At 35.8% G+C, this 12,907-nt stretch carries 12 protein-coding genes and 1 pseudogene; 6 read left to right on the top strand and 7 right to left on the bottom strand.

The window, feature by feature from the left end:
- Nucleotides 1-277 precede the first annotated feature (277 nt).
- The 5 genes from MUA40_RS00465 (at nucleotide 278) to MUA40_RS00445 (ending at nucleotide 4,350) form a co-directional block, all read left to right on the top strand.
- Nucleotides 278-640: a DUF3147 family protein gene (locus MUA40_RS00465; protein WP_016425821.1), complete on the top strand. Its 363-nt coding sequence runs from the start codon at nucleotides 278-280 to the stop codon at nucleotides 638-640.
- A 15-nt stretch (nucleotides 641-655) separates the two neighbouring features.
- On the top strand, nucleotides 656-1,051 hold the full coding sequence (locus MUA40_RS00460; protein WP_262569676.1) for a DUF3147 family protein: 396 nt from the start codon (nucleotides 656-658) through the stop codon (nucleotides 1,049-1,051).
- Nucleotides 1,020-1,562: a TetR/AcrR family transcriptional regulator gene (locus tag MUA40_RS00455; RefSeq protein ID WP_016425819.1), complete on the top strand. Its 543-nt coding sequence runs from the start codon at nucleotides 1,020-1,022 to the stop codon at nucleotides 1,560-1,562. The genes MUA40_RS00460 and MUA40_RS00455 overlap by 32 nt, the downstream gene beginning before the upstream one ends.
- Before the next feature lie 197 nt (nucleotides 1,563-1,759).
- Nucleotides 1,760-2,941 carry a M20 family metallopeptidase gene (locus MUA40_RS00450; protein WP_167732646.1) on the top strand — a complete coding sequence of 394 codons (1,182 nt, stop codon included), beginning with the start codon at nucleotides 1,760-1,762 and terminating at the stop codon, nucleotides 2,939-2,941.
- Between the two features lie 20 nt (nucleotides 2,942-2,961).
- Complete coding sequence (locus MUA40_RS00445) at nucleotides 2,962-4,350, top strand: YfcC family protein (protein ID WP_167732647.1); 1,389 nt, start codon at nucleotides 2,962-2,964, stop codon at nucleotides 4,348-4,350.
- On the opposite strand, the gene MUA40_RS00440 is transcribed toward MUA40_RS00445, so the two are convergent.
- Both MUA40_RS00440 and MUA40_RS00435 read right to left on the bottom strand, forming a co-directional pair.
- Entirely contained in the window at nucleotides 4,347-5,237 is an 891-nt protein-coding gene (locus MUA40_RS00440) for a LysR family transcriptional regulator (RefSeq protein ID WP_262569673.1), read from the bottom strand. The two genes, MUA40_RS00445 and MUA40_RS00440, sit on opposite strands and share 4 nt — an antisense overlap.
- Before the next feature lie 55 nt (nucleotides 5,238-5,292).
- The gene (locus MUA40_RS00435) at nucleotides 5,293-6,165 is read right to left on the bottom strand and encodes an alpha/beta hydrolase (protein ID WP_016425815.1); all 873 of its coding nucleotides are present in this window, start codon (nucleotides 6,163-6,165) and stop codon (nucleotides 5,293-5,295) included.
- A gap of 218 nt (nucleotides 6,166-6,383) precedes the next feature.
- Here MUA40_RS00435 and MUA40_RS00430 point away from each other — a divergent pair, with 218 nt between their 5' ends.
- Entirely contained in the window at nucleotides 6,384-7,118 is a 735-nt protein-coding gene (locus MUA40_RS00430; RefSeq protein ID WP_016425814.1) for an NAD-dependent protein deacylase, read from the top strand.
- A 113-nt stretch (nucleotides 7,119-7,231) separates the two neighbouring features.
- On the opposite strand, the gene MUA40_RS00425 is transcribed toward MUA40_RS00430, so the two are convergent.
- From MUA40_RS00425 to rbsU, 5 genes and pseudogenes are all read right to left on the bottom strand, one after another.
- On the bottom strand, nucleotides 7,232-8,806 hold the full coding sequence (locus MUA40_RS00425; protein WP_207554539.1) for a YfcC family protein: 1,575 nt from the start codon (nucleotides 8,804-8,806) through the stop codon (nucleotides 7,232-7,234).
- Nucleotides 8,807-9,359: 553 nt separating this feature from the next.
- A pseudogene (gene arcC, locus MUA40_RS00420) lies at nucleotides 9,360-10,292 on the bottom strand (carbamate kinase).
- A 15-nt stretch (nucleotides 10,293-10,307) separates the two neighbouring features.
- On the bottom strand, nucleotides 10,308-11,312 hold the full coding sequence (gene argF / locus MUA40_RS00415) for an ornithine carbamoyltransferase (protein ID WP_016425811.1): 1,005 nt from the start codon (nucleotides 11,310-11,312) through the stop codon (nucleotides 10,308-10,310).
- Nucleotides 11,313-11,560: 248 nt separating this feature from the next.
- The gene (rbsD, locus tag MUA40_RS00410; RefSeq protein ID WP_016425810.1) at nucleotides 11,561-11,965 is read right to left on the bottom strand and encodes a D-ribose pyranase; all 405 of its coding nucleotides are present in this window, start codon (nucleotides 11,963-11,965) and stop codon (nucleotides 11,561-11,563) included.
- Nucleotides 11,966-11,983: 18 nt separating this feature from the next.
- The gene (gene rbsU, locus MUA40_RS00405) at nucleotides 11,984-12,865 is read right to left on the bottom strand and encodes a ribose/proton symporter RbsU (RefSeq protein WP_016425809.1); all 882 of its coding nucleotides are present in this window, start codon (nucleotides 12,863-12,865) and stop codon (nucleotides 11,984-11,986) included.
- Between the last annotated feature and the right edge of the window lie 42 nt (nucleotides 12,866-12,907).

Below are 12,907 nucleotides of genomic sequence, written 5' to 3'. Positions count from 1 at the left end.
CTTTTTATGAAATCGCTTCCCTTTTATTTGAAATAAAAACTACATCAAATAAATTAATGTAGTGTATACTACAAAAATATCAAAGTAAACCAAATATGTAAATAGTAAATCTATAAATTTTGTTCTACTGTTTATTATTATCGAACAGCAACATCTCTTAATTATGCCTATTCCGTGTCACTTCTCTTAATCTCTTTACATTAGAAATGATGCGCGTTACTATATTATTAAACGAAACGTTTCGTTTAATAATTGTGTCTTAAGGAGGCGCACGTTCATGTTTGGGATTTCTTTGACCAGTATTCTACTACGCTTTTTAATTGGTGGCTTTGCTGTAGCATTAGCCTCTATTATTGCTGGAAAAGCAGGTGGAAAAATGGGCGGCGTCATTGCGACAATGCCGGCTGTTTTCTTAGCTGCGATCTTTGCACTAGCGATTGACCATCAGGGTGATACATTAGTGCAAATGTCGATTCATCTAAGTTCTGGCGCAATTTTAGGTATTTTGTCTTGCATTGTGACAGTCGGCCTCACTGCCCTTTATATTCATAAGCATGGTTTTCAAAAAGGGGCTGCTTTTTCAGTTGTGTGTTGGTTCGTCCTCTCTTGTGCATTATTCGGTATACAACATCTCATATAAGGAGCGCGAAAAATAGTGAAATCGGCTTTAATCAAATTTATCGTAGGCGGCTTTACAGTCGTATTAAGTTACATCGTTTCTCAAGTTTTACCTTGGAAAGAGTTTGGCGGTATTTTCGCTACTTTCCCTGCTGTTTTCCTCGTATCTATGTATTTGGATGGAATGGAATTTGGTGATATTGTTGCAGCGCATGTCAGTCGGGGGGCAATTTTTGGTATGATAGGTGTGCTCGTTGATATTGTTGTAACTTGGGAAATGTTAAAAGTAACACATCTTTGGCTGGTGAGTATCGCAGTAGGATTTGTTGCGTGGTTTATAAGTGCAGTGATAATATTAGAAATTGTAGAATGGGTAGGACATAGAAGCAAAGGAGGTCATTATGGCCGGAAGACCCAAAGATCCCACGGTTAATCAAAAAATTTATGCAGAAATTGAACGGTTACTCGTCGACTATAATTTAAATCAAATTACAATCGATCAAATTGCAGAAAATACAGGCGTCTCCAAGGCAACGATTTATCGTCGTTGGCCTGACAAATCATTTATTATTATGGATTTATTTTTAGAACGTGCGGAAACATTTCATCCAGCGTATTTAAATTTATATGATGATTTGTATCGCTTTCTCGTGACAATGATGAACATATATAAGACACCTATTGGCACGGCTGTAATTGAAATTTTAGTCAGTCATCACGATACAGATGCGAAAGCGCGCTTTATGGAAGAATATTTCTTGAAAAAGCGTGCCATCTTAAAATCAATTATTGAACCACATATTCATAGTGAAGATGAGGATATGTTAATCGATCTTATTTTCTCACCCATTTACTTTAACATTCTAATTAAACCAGATGTACTTAACGAATCGTACATCGAAACGATCCTTACGAAAGTATTACAAGTCTATGATTTAATATAATAACAAATCTCTATGAATTTCCCTTGCTTAATAAATAGCAAGGGATTTTTTTGAGTCAAATCAATTACTAATTACTCTCAGATAAACATTACTAACTATAGAATAATTTTATAGTTACTTAAAAAATTTGAATTTCACTCTATATTATTTAAATGATAACTTTATATTAAGAAAGCGCTTTCTTAAGGAGTGGAGCTATGAACCATAAATATAGAATTGATAATTTATTAAAAAGTATTGAACAGGAATTATTTGAACTAAACGACTATATTCACGATCACCCTGAGTTAGGAAATCAAGAATTTGAAGCTGTTAATAAAATCACATCATTGCTTGAAAAATATGGTTTTTCTATACAAAAAAATATATCTGATTTATCAACTGCTTTCATCGCTTCATTTAAAAATCATAATGCAACAAATAAAGCTTTAACTATCGGCTTAATTTGTGAATATGATGCATTAGCTGGTTTAGGGCATGGTTGTGGTCACAATTTACAGTCCCCTTCAATTGTAGGAGCAGCTGTTGCTATAGCAAAAACATGCAAAGATTTAAATTTTATACTAAAGGTCATTGGAACCCCAGCGGAAGAAACGACTAGTGGAAAAATTCCAATGCAAAAAGAAGGGATATTTAAAGAGCTAGACTTGGCTCTAATGATGCATGGTGGCGATAGAACCACTGTAGATGTTAAATCTTTAGCTATAAATAAAATAAATTTTGAATTCAAAGGAACACCTTCACATGCAGCAGTTTCACCTGAACTTGGGAGAAGTGCTTTAGATGGGGTGATGATGTTATTTAACGGCATCGAATACTTGCGCGAGCATGTTACTAGCGATGTTCGGATGCACGGTATTATTACAAATGGAGGTCAAGCTGTCAATATTGTTCCTGATGAAGCATCCGCACAGTTTTCAATTAGAGCAGAGAAACGTAAAAATTTAAACGAAGTACTAAAGAGAGTATATAAAGTTGCTGAAGGTGCAGCTTTAGCAACAGAAACACAAGTTCAAATAAAAATATTAAAACAACTGGAAAGTAAAGTTAATGTTCAGTCATTAAATGATGTACTTTTGAAAAATGCCCAGGAAGTCGGCGCTGTACAAATAACAGCTCCTAGAGAAAAAACTGGATCGACAGATTTCAGTTTAGTGACCCATGATGTCCCCGGGGCTTGTTTAAGAACAGCTTTTGTTCCTTTCAATACACCAAACCATACTGATGCCTGGGTAAAAGCTGGGAAAACTCTAGAAGCTTATAATGCGATTCGCATAGCTAGTAAAGCTTTAAGTTATACAATTGTAGACTTTTTAACAGATAACAATTTACGATTAAAAATTAAAAATGAGTTTGCTAAAGCAAAAAAAGAGGTTTAACAAGATTGGGGTGTTTGCCAATGAAACAAAAGGATGGAAAAACCTTTCCAGATGCCATTATAATCATATTTATAATGTCTATAGTTGCTGCTATACTTACTTATATTCTGCCATCAGGAAAATACAAACGAAAAACAATAGAGGGAATCCATGAAATAATTCCTAATTCATTTCACTCAACCACTAAAAATCCAACAAGTATTATTGATTTTATCACTGCGATTCCTCAAGGGTTAATTGAAAGTGCAAATATTATATTTTTAGTATTAATCATCGGAGGTGCTATAGCCATCATAGATTCTACTGGTGCCACATATAGTGGGATAAATGCATTAGTAGATAAAACTAAAGGTAGAAAATATTTATTAATTATAAGTATCGCTTCTCTATTTGGTATCATGCATCAAGTAGGCGTATCTGGAAATACAGTTATAGCATTTATTCCTATTGGTATAATGCTTGCTAGAGCTATGAATTTAGATGCCGTTGTAGGTGTTTCAATGGTATATCTTGGAAATTTTGCAGGCGGCGCTGTAGGAACGTTTGACCCAGCAATTATGGGTGTAGCACAAAAAATAGCTGGAGTTCCTTTATTTTCAGGTGCTTGGTTTAGAATCATCATTTTCTTCGCACTCATTACCGTTACAATCATATATATTTGCAGATACACTAAAAAAATTAGCATGGATCCTTCAAAAAGCATATTAAAAGACAATCCATTTCCTGTAGAGGTTGTTGACACCAATTATGAATTTGAAAAATTTAATAAAAAGCATATGCTTACCATTTTTATTTTTATAGCTGGTATAGCGGTCTTTTTGTTCGGTGTATTTAAATATGAATGGTCAGTAAATGAGTTGGCTGGCATATTCATATTAAACTCAATAATAATAGCAGTAATTAATAAAATTAAACCGAATGATTTTGTTAATACATTCATGACAGGTGTCAGAAAATTAACATATGGCGCAATTATTATTGGAATTGCTAGATCAATCATAGTTATTTTTAAAGAAGCAAATATCTTAGATACCATAACTCATATCGCAACAGCACACATGCAAGAACTACCTACAATGGTTGGAGCTCTAGCGATGTTTGCGTTCAATTGGTTATTTAATATTCTTGTGAGTTCAGGTAGCGGGCAAGCTTCTATCGTTATGCCCATAATGGCACCAATAGGTGATATTATAGGTTTAACAAGACAAACAACTGTATTAGCTTTTAAACTTGGAGACGGTATAACGAATATAATTACCCCTTTTTCCGGTGTTCTAATGTCTGTACTTGCGATTGGTGGTATTCCTTGGACTAGGTGGCTAAAATTTGCATTTCCATTAGTTTTATGGTGGACACTTGTAGGTGCAATATTTCTAATCATTGCTGTATTGATAAACTATGGCCCTTAGCAAAAGTAGTTTTCACAATATTCTATAAAATTATGAACATGGTTATTTTCTTTTGCAGATTCTCTATAAAATAACCATGTTTTTCTATATAATTCTCTACCTTTTCTATCCACTAAATTATATTGATAAAATTCTTCATTTTTATCAATACAAGTATATGGAATAATAGAATATCCCATCTGCTCTTGGACCAGTTTTTTACAAAGTTCAACTTTATCTGATTTTATCACTATATTTCCTTCAACATTGTATCTACTTTGCCACCAATCATTAATTAACTTAGTAATTGAATACTCCAACTCAACATATGCTTTGTAGTTCTTTTGTGGCTTATAATTAATTCTAGGTATTTCTGGTAAACTATCCAAATTAATTGGTCTACTACTTATTAAAGTAATCGGGTCCTTTTTTAAAAATATTTTCTTTCCACACCATTGATAATCACCAGTAATAATAGCGACATCTAACTCATTGTTTTCCAATTTTTGCATAACTTCTGAGCTCCAACCACTATCTATATTCATTTTTAAATTAGGCTCTATTGATAGGAATCCTTTAAGAATAAAAGGTAAATGATACTTAATAAAGTTATGATTTGCACCTAGTTTAAAACTATTAGGTATCGACGATTTAATCTCACTTATACTATTTTTCAAATTTTGTATATCATGTAAAATTTTATTTGAAAACTGAATAAGATACTCACCTTCAGGAGTAAATTCAATATTTTTACCAAATTTCTTTGTTAGTGAGATGCCAAATTCTTGTTCGATTTTCTTCACTCTATAGGTTAAAGCAGGTTGAGAAATAAATAATTTTTCTGCTACTCTAGTTAAATTTTTTTCTTGATGAAGTAAAGAAAGAATTTTATATTCTTGTTCTTTCATCAAGATCCCCCCTTTAAAAACGCTGCCTATTTTATTTTCTCACCCTACTTATTTTTTACATTTCTCCCCATAAAAATTGGATGATTTGATCGGCAACATCGCTATTTTCATGTAATTCACTGTGCTCTGCTTCTTTTCCTTTGAATTCTAATTCTTTGTATGATTTCGGACTATCGCCTAATAGATATTTTAAAGATTTTGCAGAACTTACGGACACACTGCCGTCAGAGTGCGTGCTGTCTTCCAAGTCACCATAAATGTTCAATACGCCAATATCTTTACCTTTATAAATCGATTTCAATTTAAGTAACTTTTGATAAGGTGGATTCATCCGACTTGGTTTACCCTCTTTATCTACACTAATTTCATTAACTTTCTCATTGACGTTAATAACGCCATTAAATGTTCCCGCTATATTGACTTGTTTATTTAATTGCGGCAATGAATGATCTTCACCATATAACAACATATAATGCGCAAACGACATATTCGCCATTGAGTGACCTACAAAGTTGAATTTATTAATATGGTATTCATCTTGCAGTTTTTCGAGCACATTTTTAAACCATTTTGCATTTTCTTCAGGATCTTCGTTTTTATTATCAGCAAATTCAACTTGCACAATTGGATTTACTGCATTTTTTGACCATTTTCCTTTTAGCGTGACATCGCCTTTGGATGAGACCTGTGCTCTAATCACATCATCTGTGACACCTTGATCTTTTGCCTCTTTAACCATAAATTTTTCAGAATTAATGCTACCGCCATAGCCATGTAAAAATAATGTGGGTGTCTGACTTTTCACAAGTTTCGTATTATAGTGATTTTTAGAATTAGCCTGATGGCGATTAAACGAAACCGTAACAAACAATCCAACGATTAAGACAACGATTAAAACAGTGGTACCCCAAATCCATTTCTTTTTCATGTCATGACCTCTATTCTCTCTTTTTTAATAGTATAAAGGAACCGGCTCAAAAAAACCTCAGATTGGCTCTACACCTTTTTATTCCCCTTTTAATATCCTCTTACTGGACGCTTTTCGCTTAAAAATAACATATTTGTTAAAATGACTATATTATTACCGTAACGTATTAAAATGTTAACGCTAAGCAAAGAGATTTTATTGATATGGAGTGAAAAGGTATGAATGAAAGCATTGAAAAATTAAAAACGATCATGAATCAGTCTCATAAAATCGTTTTTTTCACTGGCGCTGGTGTTTCTGTAGCAAGTGGTATTCCTGATTTCCGTTCTATCGGAGGTTTATATGATGAAATTTCTAAAAAAGGGTATTCTCCTGAATATTTGTTGAGTGCGGATTATTTACACAGTGATCCAATTGGATTTATGGATTTCTGTCATCAATATTTATTATTTGCGGATAAAGCGCCTAATCCTGTCCATCAATGGATTGCACAATTAGAAAAAGATCAATGTTCACTCGGTGTGATCACTCAAAATATCGATGGATTGCATACAGACGCTGGTAGTCACAATGTAGACGAACTGCACGGGACGTTAAATCGTTTTTATGCAGTAGAAGGCAATGAAACTTATACGAAAGAAGAGGTTATCGCCAAAAATTTATACCAAAGTGAGCGTAATGGCAGTCCAATTCGTCCTGACATCGTGCTTTATGGCGAGGCATTAAATCAGTCCACTTTATTGAATGCAGTTTTTAAAATCAAAGCAGCGGATACACTCGTCGTGTTAGGGTCATCACTTGTTGTCCAACCTGCAGCAGGTTTGATTTCCGAATTTGAAGGAGAAAACCTTGTGATTATTAACAGAGATCCTACCCCTTATGACAGTCACGCTAATTTAGTCATTCACGATGATATGGTAGGTGTCGTTGAAGCGCTACAACAGTTGGACTAATAAGCACATATATATGACTGCGCTGTGATGATTAAAATGATGATGACGGGTAAGCCTAAATAAAACATTAAACCGATGAAGGCACTCGATTTCCGCCTCCACCGGTTTATTTTTTATGAATAAACGAGAACTTGTGTAATTAACATCGCACCACCAAATACGAAAACAAATACGACGACAGGCCACACAAAACGTAACCAATGTGAATATTTCATATCGAGCATCTGTAATGTCGCCATGACCAGTCCGGTTGGTGCTAAAAATAGCATCGCGTATTGACCAAACTGATATGCTGTCACCATGACAAATCGTGGTATACCGACTGTATCAGCAAGTGGTGCAAAAATAGGCATTGAAAGGACAGCAAGACCTGATGATGATGGCACAATAAAACCTAAGAAAAAGAAGATGATTAACATAATGATAATAAATAACGGACCGTTCACATGTTGAACAAGTGTAGATGAAAAATGGAGTATCGTATCTGAAATAAGTCCTTCATTCATCACTAAGTTAATTCCACGTGCGAGTCCGATAATGAGTGAAACACCTACTAAGCTTGATGCCCCTTTCACAAAAGCATCAACGGTTCCTTTTTCGCCTAATCCGTGCTTACCTGTACCTGCAATAAACATAATAATAATCGTCACTGCAAGAAACATGGAAGCCATAACAGGGAACCACCAACCTTGTGTCATGACACCCCAAACCATTAATGGAAATGGAATCACAAATAAGATTAAGATGATTTTTTTACGCCAAGTAAAATGATCGGCGTGTTCATCTTTCCCCATAACAGACCATTGTTCATTAAACGCTTCTCGATCTTCGTATGCATAAGAAGCTTTGGGATCTTTTTTGATTTTTTTAGCATACCAATATAAATAACCGACTACAAAGATAGCCCCGATGATACAGCCAGCAACGCGCCAATAGAGCCCTTCAGTAAAGGTAATCCCTGCAGCATTAGAAGCAATGACGACTGAGAATGGATTAATCGTAGAAAAGGTCGTCCCTATCGAACTGGCTAAAAAGATAGCCCCAACACAGACGATAGAGTCATAACCCATCGCAATAAATATTGGCACCAGTATTGGATAGAAAGCAACAGCCTCTTCTTCAATACCGCAAAGTGTCCCACCAAGGACCATTAAAATAGAAACCATGAAAATCAGTAAAAACTCATGTCCCTTAGTTTTTTTCGTTAAAGCGAGCAATCCGGATTCAAAAGAACCGCTGGCACTGACAACGCCTATTAAGCCTCCGAGCACAAAGATAAAGACCATTATATCTACAGCCTCAATTGTCCCGTTGACCATTGCATTCGTGATTTCACTCGGTCCTGCTGGTTTTTGTTTAAGACGTTCATAAGTATTTGGGATTGAAACAGGCTTGTTAATCGCGCCAGATTTGAACTGTTCGATTTTAATTTTTACGCCCATTTTATCTAATTGTTGTTGCGTGGCTGGCACTTTCTTAACTTCTTGATGAGGGTTTACAATTTTAAGTTCTTGTGAAGAAGGTTCATACGATAATTTTGAATAAGCCCCCGCTGGAATCATCCACGTCGCAAGTACAGCCACAACGGTTAAGATAAATAAAATCACAAATGCACCCGGCATTTTGAGTTTAAATTTCTTTTTATGTGGCGTTGCGTCATAATCATGTGATTGATTTTTGTCTTTCATGTTCACAGGTGGATTCGTATCCTCCATGATGGTCATCTCCTTTTGACAAGATGCCGCAATGCGGCGATAAAAATAGAATTCAAACACTATCAAATGATGAAGATTCTATGTTGTAGGAAGATGATAAAATAAGACAATTCGTAATGAATCGACGCTTTTGCTTATCTCAATATGAAAAAATAGATTCAGCAAAACGCATATACAGGCCATTTCTTTATATTTACATTATGGCGCCGTTCAGAAATGGGAAGTAGACGATGCGTTGATTCGAGTCATCTTTGAACGATAGACGTGCAGGTGTATTCACCCATTCTACGCCTTCATTTACATATAGCGCTTGAATCATTTGACTGCATACATTTAAAGTCCTATCTACTTATACCCTAACATGTCAATTTTCAATAAATTAGATTATCCTCACGTTAGGCTTTTAAACAATTCCTCTGTTTTGACACTTAAAAAAGCCTGAACACGTTGTGACAATGACGGTATTGTACAAACGGTTCAGACTTGTGCGGTTGTGCATTCCATCGCGCATCTTGTGGTCACAAATTTATTTTTTTATGACTGTGCCCACTTGCCCGTTTAATGCGTCATCTAATCGCTCTAATGACGTGACAATTACTTCACCTTTAGGGTTATTTTTAATAAAAGCTAAGGAAGCTTCTACTTTTGGAAGCATACTTCCTTGCGCAAAGTGGCCTTCGTTAATATGATGTTCCATTTCAGAAGCAGTTACATTTTTCAATGCCTCTTGGTCCGCTTTACCATAATTCAAATAGATATAATCAACAGTTGTTAAAATAATCAGCTGATCAGATTGTAACTTGGCTCCTAATAAGGCACTTGATTTATCTTTATCAATGACAGCATCCACTCCATGCAGTGTGCCATCTTGATTTTTTACGACAGGGATGCCCCCGCCACCGCTTGATATAACGAGATTGCCTTGATCAATTAAAGCGGCAATACTTTCAAGCTCTACAATTTCAATCGGTTCAGGTGACGGCACAACACGACGATAGCCTCGTCCAGAGTCTTCTACAAAAGTATAATGTCATTCTTGAGCAATCGTGTCTGCGAGTGCTTTATCATAAAACATGCCAATCGGTTTTGTTGGATGGTTAAATGCTTCGTCATCTTTATTGACTAATGTTTGTGTAACGAGCGTAACGACAGGTTTTTGAATACCCAGTTGATGTAATTCATTTTGAAGACTTTGTTGAAGTTGATAGCCAATATAAGCTTGGCTCATGGCACCACATTCCGGAAATGGGAAAGGGGGACCTTGTTCATGTTCGGCTGCATAATTTAATCCGAGATTTATACTGCCTACTTGTGGCCCGTTACCATGGCTAATTACAACTTCATGACCCTTTTCAATCAATGCAACCAATGATTTTGCAGTACTTTTGACCAATTCCAATTGCGCTTCTGGGGAGTCGCCTAAAGCATTGCCCCCAAGTGCGACGACGATTTTAGCCATACCGTGAGACCTCCCTTATCCAATATTTCCTAAAGTTGCGACCATCACTGCTTTAATCGTATGCATACGGTTTTCAGCTTGTTGGAACACAACTGAATGTTTACTTTCAAACACTTCATCTGTAACTTCCATTTCTTTCAAACCATATTTTTCATAGATTTCTTTACCGATTTTTGTGTCCGTATTATGGAATGATGGCAAGCAATGTTCAAAAATGACATGTTTATTACGTGTTTTTTCAATGAGTTGTTGGTTGACTTGATAAGGTTGTAATAATTCAATACGTTCTTTCCAAACTTCGTCAGGCTCACCCATAGACACCCAAACGTCTGTATAAATTACGTCTGAACCTTTTACGCCTTCATCGATATCATCTGTCACTACAATTTCGCCACCATTTTCTTTAGCAAGTGCTTTACAACGATTTAATAATACATCTGTTGGATTTAATGCTTTCGGACATACTAAATGGAAGCGCATGCCCATAATCGCTGCACCTGCCATTAAGGCATTCGCCACATTGTTACGTCCGTCTCCTACATAAGTAAAATGCATGTCATGATAAGGCTTTTTCAAAACTTCTTTCGCGGTTAAAAAGTCGGCTAACACTTGCGTTGGGTGATCTTCATCTGTAAGACCATTCCACACAGGGACACCTGATTTATCTGCTAACGTTTCAACCGTACGTTGCGAGAAGCCTCGGTATTCAATACCATCGTACATGCCACCTAATACGCGTGCTGTATCCGCAACTGTTTCTTTTTTGCCCATTTGACTGCCTGTAGGGCCAAGGTATGTGACACGTGCCCCTTGGTCATAGGCTGCTGTTTCAAAAGCACAGCGTGTGCGTGTTGAGTCTTTTTCAAAAATTAATGCAATATTTTTTCCCTTCAATGTTTGTTGCTCAATACCTGCGTATTTCGCTCTTTTTAAATCTTCAGAAAGGTTCAATAAAAACTCAACTTCTTCCTTTGAAAAATCAAGTAAAGTGAGAAAGCTTCTATTTCTTAAATTTTGCATTACTCCTACAACTCCTTTGTGATTGATTTCACACTAATTGTAACCGTTTTCTTTCTGGTTCGTCAATACATTTTACACAATTATTTTACTTATTATAGTAATTTGATTTTTGAATTTTAATATCTTAAAGCTATGGAGATTGACGCAATGCCTAAACAGCCAACAATTGGACATTTCAAGCGAACCTAAAAAAGTCCCTCCAATAACATTCAAAACGAATGACTTGGAAGGACTTCTAAAAGTTTTAATTAAAATGTGACATTAGATTCCAAAATAATATTTGAAAACGGGGTAATCTCACCTGTGCGGATATTGCCTTTATTCAACGGATGACTCAAATACGCTTTCATTTCTGAGTGCGGGATAAACGCAATATCTACATCTTGATCGATCAATGCTTTAATCTGTTTCAATTGTGCAGCATTATGCGTTTTAATTTCTTCCGCCAAATAGATTTTTTGAATCTTCAATTCGTCTAACACAGCTGCCAATACATCGATGAAAGCGGGCAATCCTTTTGTTACGGCTAAATCGATTCTTCTCTCATCATTTGGAATCGGCATCCCTGCATCATTGACTGTTAATAAGTCAAAATGCCCCATCGTTGCGATGGCTTGAGAAACATGGCTATTGAGCATAGTTGATTTTTTCATTATCCTCACCTCTGGCTATTATTTAATAAACACTGTTACCGTTGCGGCTACTAAGATTAATACTAAACCAATAATAGTGACCAACATTTCTTTTGAAGTTTTGCGTTGATTTAAGAAATAAATACCTGTTAATGTCGCTAAAACTACAGATGTTTGAGACAATACGAAACCTGTTGCTAAACCATTCATGTCCGGTTGTGCAGAGATTAAATATGTCAACGCGGCAAAAGCGAAGAAGAAACCTGAAATGATTTGTAGCCAAGTGACCTTTTTGTTGAAAGGATTATCTTTTTTCATTGTCATTAAGCCATAAATGACGGCAGCAAGCACCATTCCCATTGCTTGTGGTAAAAATGCGGCTTTACCTCCGATATCTGTCGCTTGCGGTGCTGCTGAATAAAGCCAGTATCCAATTTCACCAATTAATAAGATAACGACAGCTTTTTTCAAGTCATTATTTCTTGCTTCTTTAGAATCTTCACTCCAAACAGTCATGCGGGCACCGATTAAAATAACGACTAAAGCGGCAAACCCAATCAGTTTGTTTGTTAAACCGGGCCAGTTCCCTAATGCAAATACACCCCAAAGTGATGCACCTAACAATTGGAAAGCTGTAGTGACAGGCATTGCTCGAGAAGAACCAACATATTCAAAAGCTTTGAATGTCATAATTTGACCAAAACACCAACCTGCACCTGAAAGTAATGCAAAAAATAGATCCATTCCTGTTGGAAAACTACGTCCTGAAAATATGTAAAAAGCACTCGCAAAAATCAATGTCCCAACCGTCGTTCCGATGATTTGATTGACCGGTTTGCCTCCAAATTTTGATGCAATCGTAGGAAAAAGACCCCAACCAATCAGCGGTCCTAAACCAATTAAAAGTGCGACCATGTTCATTTATTACACTCCTCTATCTCTATTAAACAATTTATTTTTTCT

The organism is Staphylococcus schleiferi (genome assembly GCF_025558325.1).
Classification (GTDB): domain Bacteria; phylum Bacillota; class Bacilli; order Staphylococcales; family Staphylococcaceae; genus Staphylococcus; species Staphylococcus schleiferi.
The sequence above is the reverse complement of the archived record's forward strand: the minus strand, read 5'-3'. Positions and strand labels throughout refer to the sequence as shown.

Excerpts from the sequence above, each read along its gene's own strand:
- MUA40_RS00465 (WP_016425821.1), top strand. The coding sequence starts at position 278 with ATGTTTGGGATTTCTTTGACCAGTATTCTACTACGCTTTTTAATTGGT.
- MUA40_RS00455 (WP_016425819.1), top strand. The coding sequence starts at position 1,020 with ATGGCCGGAAGACCCAAAGATCCCACGGTTAATCAAAAAATTTATGCA.
- MUA40_RS00450 (WP_167732646.1), top strand. The coding sequence starts at position 1,760 with ATGAACCATAAATATAGAATTGATAATTTATTAAAAAGTATTGAACAG.
- MUA40_RS00445 (WP_167732647.1), top strand. The coding sequence starts at position 2,962 with ATGAAACAAAAGGATGGAAAAACCTTTCCAGATGCCATTATAATCATA.
- MUA40_RS00440 (WP_262569673.1), bottom strand. The coding sequence starts at position 5,237 with ATGAAAGAACAAGAATATAAAATTCTTTCTTTACTTCATCAAGAAAAA.
- MUA40_RS00435 (WP_016425815.1), bottom strand. The coding sequence starts at position 6,165 with ATGAAAAAGAAATGGATTTGGGGTACCACTGTTTTAATCGTTGTCTTA.
- MUA40_RS00430 (WP_016425814.1), top strand. The coding sequence starts at position 6,384 with ATGAATGAAAGCATTGAAAAATTAAAAACGATCATGAATCAGTCTCAT.
- MUA40_RS00425 (WP_207554539.1), bottom strand. The coding sequence starts at position 8,806 with ATGAAAGACAAAAATCAATCACATGATTATGACGCAACGCCACATAAA.
- argF (WP_016425811.1), bottom strand. The coding sequence starts at position 11,312 with ATGCAAAATTTAAGAAATAGAAGCTTTCTCACTTTACTTGATTTTTCA.
- rbsD (WP_016425810.1), bottom strand. The coding sequence starts at position 11,965 with ATGAAAAAATCAACTATGCTCAATAGCCATGTTTCTCAAGCCATCGCA.
- rbsU (WP_016425809.1), bottom strand. The coding sequence starts at position 12,865 with ATGAACATGGTCGCACTTTTAATTGGTTTAGGACCGCTGATTGGTTGG.